At 32.1% G+C, this 23,502-nt stretch carries 22 protein-coding genes; 12 read left to right on the forward strand and 10 right to left on the reverse strand.

What is annotated here, in order from left to right:
* Positions 1–39 precede the first annotated feature (39 nt).
* Positions 40–1,839 (forward strand): DUF4153 domain-containing protein, encoded by a 1,800-nt coding sequence (locus ACT53I_RS05035; protein WP_476078722.1) that lies wholly within the window; start codon positions 40–42, stop codon positions 1,837–1,839.
* Between the two features lie 71 nt (positions 1,840–1,910).
* On the opposite strand, the gene ACT53I_RS05040 is transcribed toward ACT53I_RS05035, so the two are convergent.
* Together ACT53I_RS05040 and ACT53I_RS05045 are read right to left on the reverse strand one after the other, a co-directional pair.
* Complete coding sequence (locus ACT53I_RS05040; RefSeq protein WP_069798372.1) at positions 1,911–2,258, reverse strand: RNA recognition motif domain-containing protein; 348 nt, start codon at positions 2,256–2,258, stop codon at positions 1,911–1,913.
* A 321-nt stretch (positions 2,259–2,579) separates the two neighbouring features.
* On the reverse strand, positions 2,580–3,446 hold the full coding sequence (locus ACT53I_RS05045) for an aldo/keto reductase (RefSeq protein ID WP_476078723.1): 867 nt from the start codon (positions 3,444–3,446) through the stop codon (positions 2,580–2,582).
* 63 nt (positions 3,447–3,509) lie between these two features.
* Here ACT53I_RS05045 and ACT53I_RS05050 point away from each other — a divergent pair, with 63 nt between their 5' ends.
* From ACT53I_RS05050 to ACT53I_RS05070, 5 genes are all read left to right on the forward strand, one after another.
* Complete coding sequence (locus tag ACT53I_RS05050; RefSeq protein WP_476078724.1) at positions 3,510–4,073, forward strand: AraC family transcriptional regulator; 564 nt, start codon at positions 3,510–3,512, stop codon at positions 4,071–4,073.
* Between the two features lie 109 nt (positions 4,074–4,182).
* On the forward strand, positions 4,183–6,756 hold the full coding sequence (locus ACT53I_RS05055) for a heavy metal translocating P-type ATPase (RefSeq protein ID WP_476078725.1): 2,574 nt from the start codon (positions 4,183–4,185) through the stop codon (positions 6,754–6,756).
* 49 nt (positions 6,757–6,805) lie between these two features.
* The gene (locus tag ACT53I_RS05060; RefSeq protein WP_476078726.1) at positions 6,806–8,365 is read left to right on the forward strand and encodes an amidase; all 1,560 of its coding nucleotides are present in this window, start codon (positions 6,806–6,808) and stop codon (positions 8,363–8,365) included.
* 4 nt (positions 8,366–8,369) lie between these two features.
* A complete protein-coding gene (locus ACT53I_RS05065) occupies positions 8,370–8,693 on the forward strand; it encodes a hypothetical protein (RefSeq protein ID WP_476078727.1) in 324 nt (107 codons plus the stop codon).
* Positions 8,693–9,373 (forward strand): SIR2 family NAD-dependent protein deacylase, encoded by a 681-nt coding sequence (locus ACT53I_RS05070; RefSeq protein ID WP_476078728.1) that lies wholly within the window; start codon positions 8,693–8,695, stop codon positions 9,371–9,373. The genes ACT53I_RS05065 and ACT53I_RS05070 overlap by 1 nt, the downstream gene beginning before the upstream one ends.
* Here ACT53I_RS05070 and ACT53I_RS05075 read toward each other — a convergent pair.
* From ACT53I_RS05075 to ACT53I_RS05100, 6 genes are all read right to left on the reverse strand, one after another.
* On the reverse strand, positions 9,365–9,592 hold the full coding sequence (locus tag ACT53I_RS05075; protein WP_476078729.1) for a hypothetical protein: 228 nt from the start codon (positions 9,590–9,592) through the stop codon (positions 9,365–9,367). The genes ACT53I_RS05070 and ACT53I_RS05075 overlap by 9 nt on opposite strands.
* Before the next feature lie 292 nt (positions 9,593–9,884).
* Positions 9,885–10,916, reverse strand: coding sequence for an ACR3 family arsenite efflux transporter (arsB, locus tag ACT53I_RS05080; protein ID WP_476078730.1), 1,032 nt, complete (start codon positions 10,914–10,916; stop codon positions 9,885–9,887).
* Between the two features lie 20 nt (positions 10,917–10,936).
* Positions 10,937–11,551: an arsenate-mycothiol transferase ArsC gene (locus ACT53I_RS05085; RefSeq protein WP_476078731.1), complete on the reverse strand. Its 615-nt coding sequence runs from the start codon at positions 11,549–11,551 to the stop codon at positions 10,937–10,939.
* 25 nt (positions 11,552–11,576) lie between these two features.
* Complete coding sequence (locus ACT53I_RS05090) at positions 11,577–12,194, reverse strand: class I SAM-dependent methyltransferase (protein WP_476078732.1); 618 nt, start codon at positions 12,192–12,194, stop codon at positions 11,577–11,579.
* A gap of 12 nt (positions 12,195–12,206) precedes the next feature.
* Positions 12,207–13,046, reverse strand: a complete 840-nt coding sequence (locus ACT53I_RS05095) for an arsenite methyltransferase (protein WP_476078733.1) — start codon at positions 13,044–13,046, stop codon at positions 12,207–12,209.
* 187 nt (positions 13,047–13,233) lie between these two features.
* On the reverse strand, positions 13,234–13,563 hold the full coding sequence (locus ACT53I_RS05100; protein WP_409622223.1) for an ArsR/SmtB family transcription factor: 330 nt from the start codon (positions 13,561–13,563) through the stop codon (positions 13,234–13,236).
* Between the two features lie 88 nt (positions 13,564–13,651).
* Here ACT53I_RS05100 and ACT53I_RS05105 point away from each other — a divergent pair, with 88 nt between their 5' ends.
* The 4 genes from ACT53I_RS05105 to ACT53I_RS05120 all read left to right on the forward strand — a co-directional run bounded on the left by ACT53I_RS05105 (position 13,652) and on the right by ACT53I_RS05120 (position 17,824).
* Positions 13,652–14,305: a YggS family pyridoxal phosphate-dependent enzyme gene (locus ACT53I_RS05105; RefSeq protein WP_476078734.1), complete on the forward strand. Its 654-nt coding sequence runs from the start codon at positions 13,652–13,654 to the stop codon at positions 14,303–14,305.
* Between the two features lie 77 nt (positions 14,306–14,382).
* A complete protein-coding gene (locus ACT53I_RS05110) occupies positions 14,383–15,567 on the forward strand; it encodes a sigma-54-dependent transcriptional regulator (RefSeq protein WP_069798348.1) in 1,185 nt (394 codons plus the stop codon).
* A 124-nt stretch (positions 15,568–15,691) separates the two neighbouring features.
* Positions 15,692–17,302, forward strand: coding sequence for a M1 family metallopeptidase (locus tag ACT53I_RS05115; RefSeq protein ID WP_476078735.1), 1,611 nt, complete (start codon positions 15,692–15,694; stop codon positions 17,300–17,302).
* 21 nt (positions 17,303–17,323) lie between these two features.
* Positions 17,324–17,824 carry a hypothetical protein gene (locus tag ACT53I_RS05120; protein WP_476078736.1) on the forward strand — a complete coding sequence of 167 codons (501 nt, stop codon included), beginning with the start codon at positions 17,324–17,326 and terminating at the stop codon, positions 17,822–17,824.
* Positions 17,825–17,951: 127 nt separating this feature from the next.
* Here ACT53I_RS05120 and ACT53I_RS05125 read toward each other — a convergent pair whose 3' ends face one another.
* Positions 17,952–19,103: a sensor histidine kinase gene (locus ACT53I_RS05125; RefSeq protein WP_476078737.1), complete on the reverse strand. Its 1,152-nt coding sequence runs from the start codon at positions 19,101–19,103 to the stop codon at positions 17,952–17,954.
* 31 nt (positions 19,104–19,134) lie between these two features.
* Positions 19,135–20,484: a D-alanyl-D-alanine carboxypeptidase/D-alanyl-D-alanine endopeptidase gene (gene dacB / locus ACT53I_RS05130; protein ID WP_476078738.1), complete on the reverse strand. Its 1,350-nt coding sequence runs from the start codon at positions 20,482–20,484 to the stop codon at positions 19,135–19,137.
* Between the two features lie 241 nt (positions 20,485–20,725).
* On the opposite strand from dacB, the gene ACT53I_RS05135 reads away from it, so the two are divergent.
* Both ACT53I_RS05135 and ACT53I_RS05140 read left to right on the forward strand, forming a co-directional pair.
* A complete protein-coding gene (locus ACT53I_RS05135; protein WP_476078739.1) occupies positions 20,726–21,166 on the forward strand; it encodes a hypothetical protein in 441 nt (146 codons plus the stop codon).
* 130 nt (positions 21,167–21,296) lie between these two features.
* Entirely contained in the window at positions 21,297–23,501 is a 2,205-nt protein-coding gene (locus ACT53I_RS05140; RefSeq protein ID WP_104793742.1) for a RelA/SpoT family protein, read from the forward strand.
* Position 23,502 lies beyond the last annotated feature (1 nt).

A 23,502-nucleotide genomic window follows, 5' to 3' on the forward strand; every position in this document is an offset into this window, starting at 1 on the left:
GAAATAGAGCACCCTTTTTCCAACTTCAAAGCATACATCATGATTACAAAATTTAAAGAAATCTGGGGGAAAACCGATGATATTATTCTAAGATATCCTATGGTTCTTACCGCAGCGCTTATTGCAGCTATTTCTGCGGTTGTTGCAATAGAAATTGACCACCAAGACAATCAGTTTTTGGTAACCAAATTGGCTTTTGCTGGATGTTTGGGAATTTCGCTAATGTTTGGCATCAAAATGCTCTCTCAAAGAATAGGCAAAGGTTTTCTTTTAGAAATTTTGGGAGCTGCATTTCTCTTTTGGTTTTATTTTTATTTGCCAAACTCCGAAAAGCAATTTACAGAAGTGAATGGTTTTGTGATTTTCGCATTGGTTATTTTATCACACTTATTCGTTTCATTTTCAGGATTTTTGAATAAAAAACCAGAACTTAATTTTTGGCAATTCAATAAAAATTTATTCATCAATATTTTCTTGACTGCCGTTTTCACAGGCGTTTTAGTTTTGGGAGTTGTTTTGGCGATTTTGGCGGTTGATAAATTATTTGACTTCAATTTTAATAATAATCTTTATCCTAAAACCATTCTGTTTTTAGCCATTTCAGGAAGCACTTTCATTTTTCTAATTTTTAACGACAAAGGAATTTTCCAACTCGAAAAAGACGGAAGCTACCCTCAAATCCTGAAATTTTTCACACAGTTTGTTCTTATTCCGCTATTATTAATCTATGTAACCATTTTATATTTCTACACAGGAAAAATATTGATTAAATGGGAATTACCACGAGGTTGGGTTTCTTATCTCATCTTAATTTATTCAGTGGTTGGAATTTTAGCCTTGCTTTTGGTTCATCCACTGAAAGAAGAATCTGCAAAATCTTGGGTAAAATTTTTCTCCAAAATTTTCTATTACACGCTTATTCCATTATTGGTATTACTGTTTGTAGCGATTTTTACCAGAATTTTAGAATATGGTTATACAGAACCGAGATATTTCGTTTTGTTATTGGCAATTTGGCTTACCACAGTCGTTTTTTATTTTATTTTTTACAAAAAAGCGACCATTAAATTTGTACCTATTTCACTGTTTATCTTCGGTGTATTTGCATTGATTTTTCCTTATGTTAATGCTTTTTCTACCGCTAAAAGAAGTCAGAAAACAGAATTACAACAAATTCTAACCAAAAACCAACTTTTAGAAAAAGGAAAAATTAATTTTGAAAAAGCGATTCAAGATTCAGTGGCTATTGAAATTGCTAATAAATTTCAATTTCTAAACGAAAGAAAACAACAGGCTTTTCTACTGAATTATATCCCAGAAACTCATTTTTCTAAATTCAAAAAGATATTTGAACAAGAAAGATATTTGGCTAATTCAGAAATAAGAATTTCTTTCAAAAACACCATTAAATCTAAAGAAAAGAATAATTACCAGAACGATTACCAAGTTGTGTTTTCTAACAAAAGAAATTATGACATTCAGAACTACGAAAAACTTATTGTTTTTAGCAATACTTATATTCAAAATGAAGAACATATTGACGATTATATGTTGCAAACTAGACCTGTCAAAGATGGTTATATTTTCTCAGGATATATCATTGATTTAGAATCACCTACCAAAGTTACACAATCTTATGATTTAACTCCATTTCTCAAAAAACAATTAGAAAAAGATAATGCAGACCAGCTCAATACTCCAATAGAAGAAATTTCTACAGAATTTGATTTGCACCAGTATCATTTCAAAGTATATTTTTCAGAAATCATCAATAACAAAGTCAGTAAAAAAGATAATATTTCTTTCAGAGACATGGTTATTTTAGTCAAGAAAAAATAATTCCTACTTACACCAATAAAAAAGCGACTCATTACTGAGTCGCTTCATTTTTTTCTTTGAAAAAAGATTGTTTACCAACGGCTTCCACCTCTATCGTTTCCACCTCTGTTATTTCCGTAACCACCTCTGTTTCCGTAACCACCACCTCTGTTGTTATCGAAACTTCTTCTTGGTTTTTCTTCTCTTGGTTTAGCTTCAGAAACGTTAAGTTCTTTTCCGTTAAATTCTTTACCGTTTAAAGCTTCAACTGCTTGTTGACCTTCTTCATCACTCATTTCTACGAATCCGAATCCTCTACTTCTACCTGTTTCTTTGTCTGTAATAATTTTGCACGAAGTAACTTCGCCAAATTCTGAAAATAAATCTTGTAACTGATAATCTTTAGTTACGTAATTGATGTTTGAAACAAAAATGTTCATTGTTAAAAAAAATTAAATTAAAATTGTCTTAAATGATTGAATTATAAAAGATGACAAAAAACGAATGAACATTATTTTGAAAAACATTTATAAGAAATCTTTCGCAAGATACAACAATAAATGATATAAACAATTTTTATTTTGGCGTGCCCTATTTCCCAAAGCCTAAATCCCTGTAAAATAGGTCGTTCTACGCTCACTCGCTTCCCGAAAATAGATTTTCGGGAGAGCTCAGACAAATCGCTTCGCACTCACGCAAACTCACGTTATAAAACACCACTCAACCTTTACCTTTACCTTTACCTTTACCTTTACCTAACTCTATGGCACTTTATGCCCCAAACTGGCTTCTAAAAGAGTAAACCAATCTTCTACAGTTAAATCTATTTCAAGAGATTTTTTAAGAGATTTTATACTTTCAGTTTTTGAAGTTCCAATAATCGGTAAAATTTTTGCAGGATGTTTTAGAAGAAATGCCACCAATAGTTGTGCTTCGTCTGCATTATACTTTTTTGACAAATCACCCAAAACCGACTTTATTCTCGCTGTTCTTTCAGAATCTTCTGCGAAATAACTTCCCATCACACTCCAAGCCATAGGTTGCAACTTTTTCATCATCATTTGATCAATCGTTCCATCATAAAAAGCTTTGGTTTCCGTCAAAGAAACTTCTACTTGATTAGTCACCAATTGCGGAAAAAATTTAGAAATTAAATCAAACTGAGTCACAGAAAAATTACTCACCCCGAAATCTCTCACTTTTCCAGAACTTCTTAAAATCCCAAATGCAGCGGCTATTTCTTCAGGATTCATGAGTGGGGATGGTCTGTGTAACAATAAGAAATCTATATAATCTGTTTTTAGATTTTTCAAACTCTCATCTACCTGATTTAGAATATATTCCTTAGAATAATTATAGTATTTCAGCGGAAAATTCTTCTTTTCAGAAGGCATACAAATTCCACATTTAGTAATCAACTGAATTTTTTCACGCTCAATTTTCATCTCAGAAAAAGCTTTTCCGAACAACTCTTCTGTAGTATAACCACCATAAATATCTGCGTGATCAAAAGTAGACAAACCTTCTTCCAATGAAGTATCAATTAAATTTTGCACCTCTTTTTCAGAATGATTAGCTCCCCAAATTCCCCATCGCATTACCCCAATGATAATTTTTGAAAAATCCATAATCTTAATTTTTATCAAAGATAAGAAAACTACAAGTTCTAAAAGTTGTATTTTTGTGAATATATGATGACTATTCACATTAAAAATATGGTTTGTAACCGCTGTATCACTGCAGTGGAAGACGTCTTCCGAAATTCTGAAATTAATTTCGTTTCAGTGAATTTGGGTTGGGTGGATGTTTCTACAGAAATTTCAAAAAATCAGCTTGAAAAACTCCACGAAAACCTAAAAAAAATAGGTTTTGAAATTCTAGAAGATGCTTCACAAAAACAAATCGAAAACATCAAAAAACTGATTTTAGAAAAAGTTCAAAATCTGGATATTAATGAAGATTTCTTGCTTTCTAAATACCTTTCCGAGCAACTCCACAAAGAATACAGCAGTATTTCTAAGGTTTTTTCACAAACAGAAAACATTACTTTAGAACAATATTTCATTCTTCAAAAAATTGAAAAAGTAAAGGAGCTTTTGATTTATCGAGAACTCACGCTTTCTCAGATTGCAGACAAACTAGGTTATAAAACAGTTCAACATCTTTCTCAACAGTTCAAAAAAATCACAGGATTTTCGCCATCACAATTTCAGGAACTCAAAGAAAAAAAGAGACGTCCTATTGATTTGATTTAAAATTTTCATTTGCCAAAATCTTAAAAATCTAAATTTCATAACATTCTGCCAAGATTTGATAATGGTTTTTATTTTATTAATTTTGAAATTTGTATCAAAATTAAGAAAGATGAATACTAAAAAATATAACGTTCTGGGAATGTCTTGCGAAGGCTGTCAGAAAAAAATTTCTTCTGCTTTAAATAATATTGAAGGAATAAAAGCCGATGTAAATCTCGCAGGAAATTTCGTTGAAATCACTTCTGAACAAGAAATCGACCTAGAAAAACTTAATTCTGAGCTTAAAAATGCAGGAAACTACGTTTTAGAAGACCCAGAAAAACCAAAATCTACAGAATTTATTCCACCTCAAGACAGAGTTTCTATAAGTTCGGTTTATTATTGCCCGATGGAATGCGAAGGCGACAAAGTCTATTTCGTGCAAGGTAAACGTTGCCCAGTTTGCAATATGTACTGCGTTCCTATTGAAGAAAAAGAAGAAAATCGCAAGAAAGGAATTCATCAACATCACCACGAAACCAAACATGAGCATCATGTAGAAACTTTTTCAGAAAAATTAGGAGAATATTATTGTCCGATGTTTTGTGAAGGAGATAAAACCTATCCCGAAAATGTAGGCTGCCCAGTTTGCGGTATGGATTTGGTGAAAATCACTGGAAATGATGATGAATCTGAAGACGATACCTATAAAAATTTGAAAAAGAAATTCTGGATTTCGGTTGCTTTTACGCTTCCCGTTTTCCTATTATCAATGGGCGGAATGTTTTTTGAATTTCCTTTTAGTTCAAGAGTTTCTGGAATTTTACAATTAATTTTCACCCTTCCAGTCGTGTTTTTCACGGGTTGGTTTTTATTTAAAAGAGCTTGGATTTCTTTTAAATCATGGAATCTCAATATGTTTTCACTGATTGGTTTAGGAGCAAGTGCAGCTTTTGTTTACAGCATTTTTGCACTCACTTTTCCGAGTTTAATTCCGCATGAATTTATGCAAAATCATCACGAAGTTCCGCTGTATTTCGAAGCAGTTGCAGTAATTTTAACTTTGGTGATTTTTGGACAAATGTTGGAAGCAAAAGCCCATCAAAAAACAGGAAATGCGATCAAAGAACTCATGAATTTGTCTCCAAAAGAAGCACATCTCATTCAAAATAATTCAGAAAAAAATATTCCGATTTCTGAAGTAAAAATTGGAGATATTTTAAAAGTAAAACCAGGAGAAAAAATTCCAGTTGACGGAGAAATCATCGAAGGAAATACCACGATAGACGAAAGCATGATTACTGGAGAACCTATTCCTGCTGAGAAAAAATTAGGCGACAAAGTAACTTCTGGAACCATCAACGGAAACCAAGTTTTCCTCATGAAAACTGAGAAAATTGGCAAAGACACCCTACTTTCTCAAATTATAGAAATGGTAAATTCTGCAAGCAGAAGTAAAGCACCAATCCAAAAACTCACAGATAAAGTTTCTAAAATTTTTGTTCCAGTTGTGATTGCTATTTCAGTATTAACTTTCATTTTCTGGTACTTTTTCGGTGGAGAAAATCGTGCGATTTTTGCTTTGGTGAATGCTTTAGCGGTTTTAATTGTAGCTTGTCCTTGCGCTCTTGGCTTGGCAACGCCAATGTCTGTAATGGTGGGAATTGGAAAAGGTGCAAGAAACGGAATTTTGATTAAAAATGCCGAAGCTTTGGAAGAAATGGAGAAAGTAAACGTGATTATTACTGATAAAACAGGAACTTTAACCGAAGGTAAACCGTCTTTAACTCAAATTTTATCAGAAAATATTCCAGAAAATGAAGCATTACAATTGGCTGCTTCTCTCAATAAAAACTCTGAACATCCACTTTCACAAGCAGTTTTAAATAAAGCTAAATTCTTCGACTCCGCTCAGAATGACAATTTAAAAGAGGTTAAAAACTTTGAAAATATTTCAGGTAGAGGAATTTTAGGAGAAATTGATGGCCAAAAATTGTTCCTTGGAAATATTCATTTTCTTAAAGAAAATCACTTTGAAATTTCTGAAAATCTACTTCAAAAAGCACAAATTTTAGAAAACGAAGCCAATACTGTTTCATATTTAACGATTGACGGAAAAGCAGTTGCTGTTTTTGGCTTTAAAGATAAAATCAAAGAAAATGCAAAATCTGCCATCAAATCTTTACAAAATAAAGGCATTGAAGTTATCATGATGACGGGCGATAATGAAGCCACTGCAAAACACGTTGCAGAAAATTTGGGCATCAAAAAATATTTTGCGAATTGTCTTCCTCAAGACAAAATAAACGAGGTTAAAAACCTCCAAACTCAAGGAAAAATTGTAGCCATGACTGGCGATGGAATCAATGACGCTCCTGCTCTTGCACAAGCCAACGTAGGAATTGCAATGGGAACAGGAACCGATATCGCGATGAATTCTGCAGAAATAACTTTATTGAAAGGAGATATTTCTGGCGTAGCAAAATCTAAAATTTTGAGTGAAAAAATGATGAAAAACGTAAAAGAAAACTTGTTTTTTGCTTTTGCCTACAACACACTCGGAATTCCGATTGCTGCAGGTTTACTCTACCCTATTTTTGGCGTTTTATTGTCTCCAATGTTTGCTGCTGCTGCTATGAGTTTTTCTTCCGTTTCCGTGATTGCTAATTCTCTGAGATTGAACAAAGTGAAATTGAAAATTTAAGTTGATTTTTTAGACGAAAAATGTATCTTTGAGATAAATAATATCTCGAATGAAAAGAAAACTTTTATCACTGCTTTCTGTGGCTTCATTATTCTTAATGAAAGCTCAAAATACAGATTACAACAAAGATTTTAAATTCTTAGAATATGATATTGAAAAGCTTCAAAAAGGCTATCAAAACAAAGAATATAAAATTTCAGAAGTTGTAAAATCTTATTTGGAAAGAATAGAAAAAGTGGACAAAAACGGAGCAAAACTCAATGCTGTAATTACGGTAAATCCTGATGCAATGAAGATTGCAGATAGTCTAGACCAAGTTCCTTTGCAATTAAGAAAAGGTGCACTTTTTGGCGTTCCTGTTTTGCTGAAAGATAATATTGATACCAAAGACAAAATGCCTAATACAGCAGGTTCTTTGGCAATGAAAGATTCTTTTCCGCTGCATGATGCATTTTTAGTTGAAAAATTAAGAAAATCAGGTGCCATTATCATCGGGAAAACCAATCTTTCGGAATGGGCGAATTTCCGTGGAATGATGTCTGTTTCTGGTTGGAGTGGAAATGGTGGTTTAACTAAAAATCCGTATGATTTAACGAGAAATACTTGTGGTTCTAGTGCAGGTTCAGGTGCTGCCATTTCTGCAAATTTGGGAATTTTCGCGATTGGAACGGAAACCAACGGTTCTATTATTTGTCCGAGTAGCGTTAACGGAATTGTAGGTTTAAAACCTACGGTTGGATTAGTGAGCAGAAGCGGAATTATCCCGATTTCTGTTTCGCAAGATACAGCAGGACCAATGACGAGAACGGTGAAAGACGCTGCGATTGCTCTTGGCGTTTTGACAGGTGTTGACGAAAAAGATGCGCAAACTTTAGCTTCCAAAAATATCGCAAAAACAGATTATACTTCTTTCTTAAAACTAGACGGTCTAAAAGGAAAACGAATTGGCTATTCTAAAAAATCAAGTGGAAATGTAAAAGTAGATGCTCTATTTCAAGAAAATTTGAAATTTTTGGAGAAAGAAGGCGCTATTTTAGTTGAAATTTCTGAAGAGCCCGTTTCAAATGAAATTCAGGAAAAATCTTTTGATTTGATGATTTTGGAATACAAAGATGGCCTGAATAATTATTTCAAATCTTTAGGACCAAATGCTAAAATAAAATCGGTAGAAGAATTGATTGCATTCAACAAAAACAATCCTGAAGAAATGAAATATTTCAAACAAGAATTTCTTGAAATGACGCAGGCTACCAAAGGAATGCAAGATGAAAATTACACCAAATTATTAAAAGAAATTCAAGAAGGAAGTCGAAAAAATGGAATTGATGCCACATTGAAAAAGTACAAATTAGACGCTCTTATCGCTGCTTCTACCAGTCCAGCTTGGAAAACGGATATGGTAAATGGCGACAATTATATTTTTGAAGGTTCTGGCGCTGCTGCGATTGCTGGTTATCCTAGCATTACCGTTCCTATGGGAAATATTGATGGATTACCGGTTGGAATTTTGTTTTACGCAGAAGCTTGGAGCGAAGGAAAACTCATCAACATGGCGTATACTTTTGAGCAAAAAAATCCACAGAGATTAGTTCCACAGTTTAAAAATTAGAAAAATGTCTGATATTCAAAAATATAATCCTGAGCAATTAATGAACAAACTCATCTCTCATGAGTTTCCTGAAGTTTTGGAAAAATATTCCGAAAATGATTTAGAAAATCATCTCGCCGTTTATATTAATGAATTGATAGACAAAGATTTCAATAAATTAGTCAACTTATTATACCGAATTGACATCAGCGAACAAAAACTGAAAATTGCCCTTCAAAATGAAGACAAAACCATCAGTTCTGGAAAAACCATTGCCAAATTAATTATCGAAAGACAACTTCAAAAACTAGAATTTAGAAAGAAATTCAGTAAGAAAAAAATTGACTAATGAAAAAGAAACTCGTCGTTTTATCTGGTGCAGGAATTTCGGCAGAAAGCGGAATTTCTACTTTTAGAGATTCTAACGGACTTTGGGAAAATCACAGAATAGAAGATGTGGCTTCGCCAGAAGGTTTTGCCAGAAATCCGCAATTGGTTTTAGATTTTTACAATTTGAGACGAAGACAACTGAAAGAAGTAAAACCCAATCTCGCTCACGAAATTCTTGCAGATTTAGAACAACATTTTGACGTACACATCATCACTCAAAATGTAGATGATTTGCACGAAAGAGCGGGTTCTAAAAAAGTCATTCATTTACATGGAGAATTGAAAAAAGTACGTTCGGTAAATGATGAAACCAAAATTTATGATTGGGAAAATGACTGTAATTTAGGTGATTTAGATGAATTGGGAAACCAACTTCGTCCGCATATTGTTTGGTTCGGTGAAATGGTTCCAGAAATGGAAAATGCGGCAGAAATCGCTTCTGAAGCGGATATATTTATCGTGATAGGAACTTCTTTGCAAGTTTATCCAGCTGCTGGATTGATACATTACGTTCCTAAGAATTGTGAAATTTTTGTGATTGATCCACATTTAGAAAACCAGTTCACCAAACATGAAAATTTCTTGAAAACATCTGCAACAGAAGGAATGAAAATTTTGAGAGAGAGACTTTTATATTAATTTTGATTGAAAAAACTCTAAAATCTCCAACGGATTTTCTTTTTTCTGGAAAATTTCAATTTCTACATTTCCTCTTTTAACTGAAACTGAAGCAATGTTTTCCTTTTTCATAAAATTAAAAATTTCTGCAATTTTTTGCTCAGAAAAATTTTGAAATTTCACAAAATATGGAGTATCAAATTGCTTTTTCAAGTCAGAAGACATTAGGAATCTTTTCAATTTTGATTTTTCAATATGAATTTGAATTCTATTATTGATCAAATGAAAGTTAATCGTAATACAATAATTATGATGAGTATTAGTGCCTTTACTTGTGAAATGAGTTTTTATGAATGAAAAATTAGCTTGTGTATAATCATTATTTCTGGCCACTATATTATAACCAAAACTATTACACTCTCCTTCTAATTTAAAATCTTTTAATTGCTCTTTAATTTTTAAAATATAATCTTTATTTCGTTTAAAATAAATAGAAGAATTCTCCTCGAAATGTATCATTTATTAGTTTTTGTTAAAAATACAATTTTTTCTTTAACCAAAGACTTGCTTTCACCAATAAAATAAGCACTGGTACTTCTATGAGTGGACCAATTACTCCTGCAAAAGCTTCTTTGGAATGAATCCCAAAAACGGCAATGGCAACAGCAATCGCGAGTTCAAAATTATTTCCAGTGGCGGTGAAAGAAACCGATGCATTTTTATCATAATCTATTCCTAATTTACGATTGATAAAGAAACTGGTGAAAAACATCAAAACAAAATAAATCACCAATGGAATCGCTATTTTAAGCACATCAAAAGGTAATTCTATAATTTTGTCGCCTTTTAAACTGAACATCACCACAATCGTAAACAGCAATGCATATAACGTAATTGGCGAAATTTTCGGAACGAAAACTCTATTATACCACTCTTTTCCTTTTTGCTGAATCAAGAAATATCTCGTCAAAAATCCTGCAACAAAAGGAATTCCCAAATAAATGGCAACACTTATCGCTACATCTTTCATGGGAACTGAGATTTCAAAATCTCCAAAACCTAAATATTGCGGTAAAAAATTAATAAATAACCAAGCGTAAAAACTGTACGTAAACACTTGAAAAATGCTATTTAACGCCACCAACATTGCAGCATATTCACGATTTCCAGAAGCCAAATCATTCCAAACAATAACCATTGCGATACATCTTGCCAAACCAATTAAAATCAGCCCGACCATATAATTGGGTTCGTCTTTTAGGAAAATAATAGCCAAAACAAACATCAAAATCGGACCAATAATCCAATTAAGAAACAAAGAAACTCCCATCGTTTTACGGTCTTTAAAAGCCATAGGTAAAAGACTATAATCTACTTTAGCTAACGGTGGAAACATCATCAGAATCAAACCAATCGCTAATGGAATATTAGTGGTTCCACTAGAAAATTGATTGATGGTTTCTGGAATTGCTGGAATAAATTTTCCGAGCAAAACTCCAAAAATCATTGCTGAAAAAATCCATAATGTTAAAAATCTGTCGAGAAATTTTAGTTTGGGTTTCATGCTAATTTTATGAGTTTGATTTATGATTTTCTTATATTTTCAAAAATAAATTTCATTTCTGTAGCGATTTCTAAACTTATGTTGAAATATGTTTCGTTCATTTCAGGCGTTCCATCAGATTTTTTAGGATCTTCGTATTTTATTGGAATTCTAGCTTCTGCTCCGTAAACAATTGGACAATTTTCGTCTGCAGAATCACACGTGAGAATGGCGGCAAATGCTGACTTCGGGTTAAAATCATCATCATATTTTTTAGAAAAACAAATCACCGCATGTTCATTTTCGGCAAATTTTACAGCATAAACAGGATTCTCAGTTTCTGATAATTTTAAAATTTCAAAACCTTGATTTGCAAGCGTTTCTACGACTTTCGGAAACATGGCTGTCGCTTCTGTTCCACCAGAATAGCAAAAAACATTTTCAATGTGATAAAAATTCGCCATTGTTTGTGCCCAAATCTGTGAAAGATGACTCCTTCTGGAATTATGAGTACAAATAAAATTTAATCTAACTTCTTCATTTTTAGATATTTTAGAAGAGATAAATTCAATTAAAGGTTGAAGGATTATTTTTCGTTCCTCCGAAATCCTTTCCGTGGAAAGTTGAGCAATTATTTCTCTAATTTTTAAGTTCATAATTTTAATTTGGATAAAAAACTACTTATTTCTTTCGGAATTCACAGAAAATAAAGTTTTGAGTAGTTTCAAAAGGTGTTTTATGTGCTTCTTCAAAACTATTTAAAAGCGAAAAATCATTTCCGAAAATTTTCAAGAATTTCTCTTTGCTGTATTGCGTAATTTCTAAACCACTACATTTTAGAGGTCCTGATTCTGAAAAAGTTCCCACAAAATAGAGTCCGTTTCGTTCTAAAATATCACTCAACAAAGTAGCATATTTTTGAATATCTTCTTCTTTGGTCAAAAAATGAAAACTTGCTCTGTCATGTATCACGTCAAACTTTTCTATTGAAGAAAAATCTAAAATATCAGACACTACAAAACGTACTTTTTCTGCTTTTTCGCCCAATCTTTTCTTGATTCTTTCTATTGCATTTTCTGAAATATCAAGTAAAGTAAGACTTTCATAACCTTGCTCTAAAAGATTGTCAATCAAATAACTATCACCGCCACCAATTTCTAAAATCTTGGCAGTTTTTTGAATGTTATTTCTTTCAAAAAATTGTAGAGAAGTTTCAGGTTTTTCTTGATACCAACTTACTTCTGTTTCGCTTTTGGTGGCGAAAACATTTTCCCAATGTTGCTTTTTATCAAACTCCATGTTTTAAATTTTTTAACAACAACCAGAATTTGGAGTACAACAACCCACTAGTTTTTCTGCGTAAACCGTGATGCTGTAAATTCTGGTGGTAGAATCTTTATATTGTTGAATTTCTTCTTCGTTCAGATAATTTTTCAGAATATCATCTGGAACGATAATCGGTTTTTTCTTCTGTAAAGTAATGTTTTTGAAACCAGAATTTTCGATAATTTTCAAATAATCTTCCATTTGAATTGCCGAAGCAACACAACCAGCATACATTTCTGCAGCATTTTTAATTTTTTCTGGTAAATCTCCCACCAAAACAATATCCGAAATCGAAAAATGACCAGTTGGTTTCAAAATTCTTTGAACTTCTGCAAAAGCTTTCGGTTTGTTAGGAACCAAATTCATTACGCAATTACTCACTACAACATCGGCAACATTGCTCATCAAAGGAATATTTTCGATGTCTCCCAAACGGAATTCTACATTATTGAAACCTAATTTATCTGCATTATTTCTTGCTTTTTCTATCATTTCAGGAGTGAAATCTATTCCCACCACTTTTCCAGATTCGCCAGTTTCTGCACGCGCTACGAAACAATCGTTTCCTGCTCCACTTCCTAAATCTACTACGTAATCGCCTTTTTTAATTTTGGCAAATTCTGTTGGCAAACCACAACCTAATTTAAGGTCTGCATCTGGATTATAACCTTCTAAATGGTCATAATCATCCGTCATAATATTGTACACTTCTGTACTGCAACCACCGCTTCCACAGCAAGATGAAGCGTTAGTATCTTGGTTTTGTAAAGCGATTTCTGCATATTTTTGCTTTACCATTTCTTTAATTTCTTCGTTAGAATTCATTTTTTTAAATTTTAAATTTTAAATGATAAATGATAAATTTTAGATATTTTTTTTGAAGCTATTTCCTGCTTTCGCTACTCGCTTTTTTATTTTTAGATTCTTCGACTCCGCTCAGAATGAAAAAATAAAAAGAGCTCAAACATACCGCTCAATCAGGGCTAGTTCCGTTTTCGTTTTTGAAAGAACTTTAACAGCAAGATTTCTGTTTTTCTATTTTTCTGAAAATTTCAGAAATAAAATGCTCCATTTTCTTCAAAGTTTCAGGATTAATGCAATAGCAAATCGCTTTTCCATCTATTTCCCCCTGTATAATTCCTGCGTTTTTCAGTTCTTTAAGGTGCTGAGAAACAGTTGGTTGCGCTAGTTTCACTTCCTCAACAATATCATTACAAATACAAGTATCCACAGAAAGTAAATATTCTACAATTGCAATTCTTGCAGGATGAGAAAGCGCTTTCATTAATTTTGCCACTTCATTTTGTTCTTCTGTAAAATGTTCAGTTTTAGAAATTCCCATATTTTTATATTTTCATATTGCAATATTACGATATATAATTTTCTAAACCAAAATTTTCTTCATAAATTTGAAAAAGAAATTCAAAATCATGTCTATTCAAGAAAATTACCATAAAATAAAAGCCCAAATTCCAGAAAACGTAGAATTAGTAGCCGTTTCTAAATTTCATCCTATTGAAAAAATTAAAGAAGTTTATGATTGCGGTCAACGTGTTTTTGGAGAAAATAAAGTACAAGAGCTTTTAACCAAAGTAAATGAACTTCCAGCTGATATTCAATGGCATTTAATTGGTCATTTACAAACCAATAAAGTAAAATATATTGCTCCTTTTATTGATACCATACAAAGTGTAGATTCTGAAAAATTATTATTAGAAATCAACAAAGAAGCAACAAAAAACAATAGAATAATAAAAGTTTTACTTCAAGTAAAAATCGCCGAAGAAGAAACCAAATATGGTCTTGAAATCGCTGAAGCCAAAGAAATTTTTAGCAATTATTTAGAACAAAAATACCCAAATATTGAAATTCTTGGTTTGATGGGAATGGCAACATTCACAGATAATAAAAATCAAGTAAAATCTGAGTTTTTAGTTCTAAAATCTTTATTCGATGAACTTTCTACCTTCAAAAAACTCGAAACACTTTCTATGGGAATGAGTGACGATTTTTCACTTGCAATAGAATGTGGTTCTACTTCTGTAAGAATAGGTTCTGCTATTTTTGGAGTGAGAAATTATTAATCTTGGTATAAAATTTGGAAAACTTTATGTAAAATTCTATAAAATTAAATTCCAATATTATTTGTTAAATTTGCCTTATGCAAAAAGTATTAATCGTAGAAGACGAAAAAGCAATTTCTGGTGTACTCCACAGTATTTTATCAGATGAATTAACCAATTACGAAGTTTTGGTTGCAGAAGATGGTTTAGAAGCCTACAAACTCATCGAAAAAGATGATTTTGCATTGGTGATTTCAGATATAAAAATGCCAAAACTTTCTGGTACAGAACTTTTGAAACAAGCACTTCAATTAAAACCAGACACTACTTTTGTCATGATTTCTGGCCATGCTGATATTGATACTGCTGTAAATTCTTTAAGAGATGGCGCTTACGATTTTATTTCAAAACCTATTGATATTAATAGATTGATTACCAGCGTAAGAAATGCTCTTGACCGTAAAAATTTGGTTCAAACTACTAAAGTTCTTCAAAAAGAGAATACTCAACTCAAGAAAAAAGTCAACAAAAAATACCAAATGATTGGTACTTCTGAAGCGCTTTCTAAAATTCAAAATATGATTGAAAAAGTAGCTGCTACAGATGCCAGAGTTTTGATTACAGGTCCAAATGGTGCTGGTAAAGAATTGGTAGCACATTCTATTCATGCACAAAGTGAAAGAAGCAGAGGACCAATGATTGAGGTAAACTGTGCGGCAATTCCATCAGAATTAATAGAATCTGAACTTTTCGGTCACGTAAAAGGTTCATTTACGGGTGCAATAAAAGACAAACAAGGTAAATTTGAATTAGCAAACGGAGGAACAATTTTCTTAGACGAAATTGGCGACATGAGTTTGGTAGCACAAGCTAAAGTTCTTCGTGCGCTTCAGGAAAGCAGAGTTTCACCGGTGGGAAGTGACAAAGAAATAAAAGTAGATGTAAGAGTAGTTGCAGCAACCAATAAAAATCTACAAAAAGAAATAGAAGACGGAAAATTTAGAGAAGATTTATATCACAGACTTTCTGTGATAGAAATTTATGTACCACCATTAGATGCTAGAAAGGAAGATATTCCGCTTTTGGTGGAACATTTTGCTCAAATCATTGCAGATGAACAAGGAAATGCAGTTAGAAAATTTGATGATAAAGCGATAAAAGCACTTCAAAATTTCTCTTGGACAGGAAACATTCGTGAGCTGAGAAACGTAGTAGAGCGTTTAATCATTTTGGGCGGAAATCCTGTAACAGCAGAAGATGTAGCTGCTTTTGTAAGAAAATAGTATGTTAGATGCTAGATTTTAGATCTTAGATCTTAGATACTAGAAAAATTTAATAAATTTATACACTAAACCACGCTTCTTTGCGTGGTTTTTGTTATTTTTAGACACTGAAAATATTTTATTCATGAAAAAAATCGGTTTATTTCTTTTAGTTTTTAGTCAAATCACTTTTGCACAAACATTCACCAAAAAAGATACTTTAAAAGGTTCTGATACGGCGTTTAGAAATTTTTGGGACGTCAAAAAATATGAATTCACTGTAGAACCTAATATTCAGGATCAATCGGTCAGCGGGAAAAACACCATTTTCTTTGAAATTACCAAAGATGTAGAAAACCCTACGTTTCAATTAGACCTTCAAAAGCCTATGAATTCTAAAAATTTCATGGGAAATTTTAACTATACCCAAGTAAAAACTGAAGACGATTTCATTTTTATAGAAACTCAACAAAGTTTTAAAAAAGGAGAACGTTTTTACATGATTTTAGAATATTTCGGGAATCCTAGAATCGCAAAAAAAGCACCTTGGGATGGTGGTTGGGTTTTCACTAAAGATGAACAAGAAAATCCTTGGATTTCTGTAGCGCAAGAAGGAGACGGAACAAGTCTTTGGTTACCCTCAAAAGATATTTGGAATGATGAGCCAGATGAAGGCATAGAAATGAAAATCATTACGCCAAAAGATTTAACAGGAGTTGGAAACGGTAAATTAATCTCTCAAACCGTAGAAAAAGGCAAAAATATTTTCACTTGGGAAGTCAAAAACCCTATCAATCTTTACAGCATTGTTCCTACCATTGGGAAATTTGAACATTTTTCTGAAATTTATGATGGAGAAAAAGGTAAATTAGATTGCGATTATTATGTACTTTCTTACAATCTAGATAAAGCCAAAAAGCAATTTAAGCAAGTAAAACCAATGCTTCAAGCGTTTGAATATTGGTTTGGAGCTTATCCTTTCTACGAAGACGGTTATAAATTGGTAGAAACGCCTTATTTAGGAATGGAACATCAGTCTAATGTAGCTTACGGAAATCATTATTTAAATGGTTATCTTGGTAGAGATTTATCAGGAACTGGTGTTGGTTTAGAATGGGATTTCATCATTATTCATGAATCTGGTCACGAATGGTTTGCGAACAACATCACTGCAAAAGATCAAGCTGACATGTGGATTCATGAAGGTTTTACTTGTTACTCAGAAACGCTTTTTACTCAAAATTATTTGAACAAAGAAAAAGCAGAATTGTACATTAAAGGAATCCGTCAAAATATTGAAAACGACAAACCTATTATCGGAAAATACGGAGTAAGAAACGAAGGAAGCAGCGATATGTATTACAAAGCTGCTAATATGCTTCACACGATTAGAACTGCAATAAATGATGATGAAAAATTCAGACAAATTTTGCGTGGATTAAACAAGGATTTCTACCATCAAACTGTTACCACAAAGCAAGTTGAAGATTATATTTCTTCAAAATCTGGTATTGATTTCTCCACTGTTTTCAATCAATATTTAAGAACTACAAAAATCCCTATTTTAGAATATTCACAAAGTGGAAAAACTTTGAAATTTCATTGGAAAAATGCTGTTGATGGTTTTAATTTACCTATTAGAATTGACGACAAAACCACGATTAAACCAACAAATGATTGGCAAACTATTAAACTGAAAGACAAAAAAGACGTAAAGTTTAATGATAATTACTATGTGAATTTTGTGAAGATATAAGATTCAAAAATAATAATTTTTATGAATAAGCTGTTAATGTTAATATTTGTAGTTGCAATTTTTAGCTGCAATAAAAAAAATGATGAATTTAAGCTTAAAAATAAAATAATTGGGAATTGGATAATAGATGGAATCCCATATTCGAAAACTAATCTTGAAATATTTCCAGATAATACTTTTAGATATTCAGAATCTAATCATTTGACAAATAGTTTTTCGAGAGGAACATGGCAAATTGAAGAAAATCTGTTAATTCTAAATTCTTTTTTATATAACAAAGAATGTATATATGTTACAGAATTCAATCAACCTTGTAAAGAAGAATCTAATATTGACAAAAATATCGTTATAAAACCTGCAATTGAATTACAAACAACAATAAAAAATTGCAAACCAAAAAGCATAACTAAAGTTTACAAAAATTTTAAAAATTCTAAATTTTATATTGATAATAAATCTTTGAAATTTATTCAAAATAATAGTTGTAAAGAATATCATTTTAAATTTTATATTCATAGATAAAAAACCTTCGGCTCCTAACGGAGCCGAACTTATTTTCTTTTTTGCAAATTCTCTACAAACCTTCAATTCCTACGGAATTATAAATTAATACAATAAACTCGGAACGCGAAACTCGAAACAAAAATCCTTATCCTTTCAGCACAATTCTAAACGTTGTTCCCTTTCCTACTTCGGATTCTGCGATTTTGATGTCGCCATTATGATATTCGTTGATGACACGTTTTGCTAAAGACAAACCAAGACCCCAACCTCTTTTTTTGGTAGAATAACCTGGCTTGAAAGCATTTCGCATTTGAGTATTGGTCATTCCAGAGCCAGAATCTTTTACGTCTATTAAAACGTAATTATTTTTTGAATAAAGAGAAATTTCCAGTTTTCCCTCTCCTTTCATAGCATCTACCGCATTTTTCACAAGGTTTTCGATCACCCAACTCATCAAAATTCTATTGTGAGGAATCAAAATTTCTCTTGAAGGAACTTTGAGTTCAAAATTCACTTTTCTGGAAATTCTAGATTTCAAATAATCAAAATTTTGCTGAACCGTTTCCTTTAAATTCAAGTCATTCAGTTCTGGAACCGAACCAATTTTCGAAAAACGCTCAGAAATGGTTTTTAAACGATTGATATCTTTATTAATTTCAAGCAAACCATCATCATTTCTATTGGCATCGAGTTTCATTACTTCTATCCAACCAATCATAGAAGAAAGCGGAGTTCCGATTTGATGTGCAGTTTCTTTAGCCAAACCAGCCCACAACATGGATTCATCTGATTTTTTGATGGTGCGCAAAAACCAAAAAGAAAACAGAAGATACAAACCAATGAACAAACCTAACGCATAAGGATAATAACGCAAATAATTGAGCAAATCTGAGTTATCGTAAAACACAAATTGGTTATTAAAATTAGGCAACTGAATCTCAAACGGAGGATATTTATCATCCATTTCGGCGATTTTTTGTTTCAGTTTTTCGGGATTGTTTAAGATTTCTTCGTCGATGTTTTTACTTTCAATCAGATTCCTGTTTTTATCAGTTATAATAATAGGAATATCCTTATTTTCGTCGATAACATTGAGTGACAAGTCATTCAATCGAGAGTCTACATTATTGTCTTGAAGATATTTTACAGCAGTAGCAAGCGATTTTATTCTGTCGGTTTCTTTTTTTCTAAGATGATTGATTAAGAAATTAGAAGAAACAGCCAATCCTGCAACTATTATCGTTAATAGCACAAACACAAACCAGTTGTTTATCTTAGAAATAAAGTTGTTTCTCAAGAATTTATAATTTAAAATCTATTTTTTTGAATTATTTCAAGTGATTCAAAACTTTATACAGCGCATCACTCAAATCATTGGCCTGATAATTATTCATAATAATTGCAAAAACATATTTTTGACCAGATTTAGAAGTATGATAACCTGCAAAAGCTCTACAATCTTTTATACTGCCACTTTTCATTTTCATGCCATTTCCTTGCACCGGAAATCCTTCAAAATATTCAGCAAACCAAGGTTGTTTTTTAGCCCAAATCAAAGCTAAAACTTCGGCCCTTGTTGAAGCATAATTTTGCGGAGACAATCCACTTCCATCTACAAAATTAATCATTCTCTCATCTATTCCACGCTGTTTCCAGAAATTTTTAAGATATTTCATTCCACTTTCAAAAGAAGAATTTCCTGTTTTTTCTTTAGCCATAGTTTTCACGAAAGTTTCACCGTAGAAATTGATACTTTTTTTCAGAAACCAAAAAACCATTTTATCTAAAGTAGGCGATAAATATTCTAAAATCACTTTATTTTTTGGAAATACTAAAGGATTTTGACCTTCAATCAATCGTTCAGAATTGATGATGATTTTTCCGTTAAAAGCGATATTTTGTTTCTTTAATTCTGCCACAATTTCTAGCGCCAATTGTTTTGGTGGATTAGGTGTCGCTCCAGAAATCGTTATATTTTTTGCAGGAAGCGTTCCCGTTACATGCGCCACATCATTATAAGGAGTCGTAAAAATAATGCTTCTGTCCGAAGTTCCTTCCGTTCTTGCATCATTCACAAAATGTACACCTTCTAAATTGATATTGAAATTTTTAAAATCTTTACCAAAAGTATTGATATCAAATTGGTTTTCTCGCCAATTTACACCCCAAACTCCAGCTCCATAATAATTCCCAATATCATTATAAGGCCATCCACCAGGAATTTTTTGAAAATCAAAGTACGTGTCATCTATCACTAAATCTCCAGGAATTTCTTTGATATTTCTAGACTTGAGCGTTTCTATAATTTTTGAAATAAAATGTTCTGGTTTATAACCATCATAACGCCAACTTCCCAAAGTAGGATCTCCATTAGAAAAAATATACAGATTTTTATCGAAGGCTATTTGAGTTTTGTATTGATAATTCTTTCCTAAAGTTTCCAAAGCCGCTGCAGCTGTAAAGATTTTCATGGTAGAAGCGGTAGACAATCCTTTGTTTCCTTTATATTCATAAACAAAGTTTCCGCTTTCATCTGCTACATAAAAAGAAAGATTCCCAGAATACATAGGAGAAGACGCCAAAAGTGACTGAACTGCTTTATCTAAATTCTGTGTAACCGACTGTGAATAAAATATTTGCAAGCAAAAAACCGTTATAAAAGCAAAAAATTTCTTCATAAAGAATAATTGTTTTTTCAAATATAAAGAAAATAAAATGGATTACTTCTTCCTAAAAAATTAAAAAAACAAATAAATAGATGATTTATTAGCAATGTCAATTTATTAAACAATTATTTAATTAATAAAATATTTGATGATTTTTATCAATTTTATATTAAATTTTTATTTTTTAACATTTTATTATCATTTATTTAATATATATTTGTATCATAATTAACCGACTAAAATTTTTAAAATTATGTCATACACAATTGTAGGGCTCTTCGGAAGCCAAGATCAAGCAAAAGCAGTTTCTGAAAGTTTAGAAAAAAAAGGTTTCAAAGATTCTGATTACATTGTTTACCTTACCCAAAGTAAACCAGTAGAAAAATCTTTTTGGAGCAAACTTTTCACTAATGACATAGACCAAGAAGCTACTGCTGTAGATTCTTTGATTACTAGTGTGGCTATTAATAATGACACTGAATTACAATTGGCAAAAGACGCTTTCAGAGAAAACAAAGTGGTCAATACTTATGAATTACCAGAAGTAGATTTTGCAGAAGCAGTAGATTTAGATTACATTAAAAAAGTAGTTGCCCTAAAAGCAAAAGCGCTTATTTACGCGATGCCAGAAATTAAAACTTCTCATTCTGAAATGAGCACAGGAATAAATTCTGAAGTAAGTTCAAACACATAATTTTTCATATCAAATTAATTTTTCATACGAAGCCCGAAATTTATTTTCGGGTTTTCTTTTTGCGAATTGCGGTAAAGCTTTTATCATAAAGCTTTTTTTTGTATTTTCGTAATATTAAAGAGGCTCAAAGATGGTTTATGATTTAGAAAAAGAAAATAAAGAAATTCAGTATCGCTATAAAGATTTAATCTCTAATACATACAGAACTCTTGATGAAGAACAGAATAAACTCATCAGGAAAGCATTTGATATTGCTTTAGACGCTCACAAAGACCAAAGAAGAAAAACGGGCGAACCTTACATCTATCACCCTATCGAAGTGGCAAAAATTGTTGCCAATGAAATAGGTTTAGGAGCCACTTCTATAGCTTGCGCATTGCTTCATGACGTGATAGAAGATTCTGAATATACTTATGAAGACATCAAGAAAATTTTTGGTCAAAAAATAGCAGATATCGTTAACGGACTGACAAAAATTTCAGTAATGAACCATCAAAACATTTCGGTTCAGTCTGAAAATTATAGAAAATTACTTTTAACGCTTTCTGAAGATTTCCGCGTGATTCTCATCAAAATTGCAGACAGATTGCACAATATGAGAACGCTTGAAAGCATGAGAGATGACAAACAAAAGAAAATTGCCTCAGAAACGGTTTACATTTACGCTCCTCTTGCTCACAGATTAGGACTTTATAACATAAAATCAGAACTTGAAGATTTATCTTTAAAATACAACAATCCAGATGTTTATTACGACATTGCTAATAAATTAGAACTTGCCAAAGATACTCGCGAGAAATATGTAGAAGAGTTCAAAAAAGAAGTTTCGGAGCAACTTAAAGAAGAGCATCTTAATTTTACCATCAAAGGAAGAGCAAAAGCCATCAATTCTATTTATAGAAAAATGCTGAAGCAAAACGTACCTTTTGAAGAGGTTTTTGACAATTACGCGATTAGAATTATTTATAAATCAGACGCTAAAAACGAAAAATTCATCGCTTGGAAAATCTATTCCATCGTTACCGATTTATACCACAGTAACCCACAAAGAATGCGCGACTGGATTACCAATCCTCGTTCCACAGGTTACGAAAGTTTACACTTAACGGTTCTAGGCCCTGACAAAAAATGGATTGAAGTTCAAATTCGTTCTGAAAGAATGGACGAAATCGCCGAAAAGGGTGTTGCAGCGCATTATAAATACAAAGAAGGCTTCAAACAAAGCAGTGACGATAAGAATTTTGAACAATGGGTTTCTCAGATTAGAGAAGTCATCGAACAACAGCAAAACCTTTCTACCACTGAACTTTTGGATAATATCAAACTTAACCTTTATTCCAAAGAAGTTTTTGTTTTCACACCAAAAGGAGAAATTAAAATTTTACCAGTTGGTTCTACTGCTCTGGATTTTGCGTTTTCAGTTCACACCGATTTGGGAATGAAATGTTTAGGCGCAAAAATCAATGGAAAACTGGTTCCTATTTCTTACGTTTTACAAAACGGCGACCAAATAGACATTCTTTCTTCTCAAAATCAAAAACCAAAGCAAGATTGGCTAGATATCGTCATCACTTCAAAAGCAAAATCTAGAATTAAAGCCGCGCTTAACTCCGAAAAAAACGGTCAAGTTGCAGAAGGAAAAGAAATTTTCCAAAGAAAATTAAGACACGCAAAACTTACTTTTTCTGAGGAAGAAGTGAATAATATTCAGAAATTTTTCAATCATAAAACCTCTCAAGATTTATTTCTAAAATTCTACGATGGCACTTATGATACCACAGATTTAAAAAAATATGCCGATTCTAAAAGTGCTCTGAAAAATTTCTTCCAGAGATTTAGAAAATCACCCAACATCAATACTGCTTACGAAGAAAGTCCAACCACAGATTTAGACTTAATCGTTTTCGGTAAAGATGAAGAAAAACTGAATTACAGCTTTGCCAAATGTTGTACCGTAATTCCAGGTGATAAAATTTTTGGATTTATCACGATTTCAGACGGAATTAAAGTTCATAATGACAATTGTCCGAACGCAATTAACCTTAGAGCAAATTACGATTATAGAGTAATGCCTGCAAAATGGGTTAATGAACAACGTTACAGCAGCAGAGTAAGAATAGAAATCGAAGGCATTGACAGAAAAGGATTGGTTAATGACATTACTGAAGTGATAAGTAATGCCATGAATATTGACATGAAAAGTATTTCTATCGAAAGTAATGACGGTATTTTCTTAGGAACCATCACACTAGAAGTTAAAAACAAAAGCCAACTAGAAGAAACACTAAAACAACTCAGAAATGTACTGAGTGTAACCCAAGTAAAAAGACTGTAAA

This window comes from Cloacibacterium sp. DMC96, assembly GCF_056313765.1.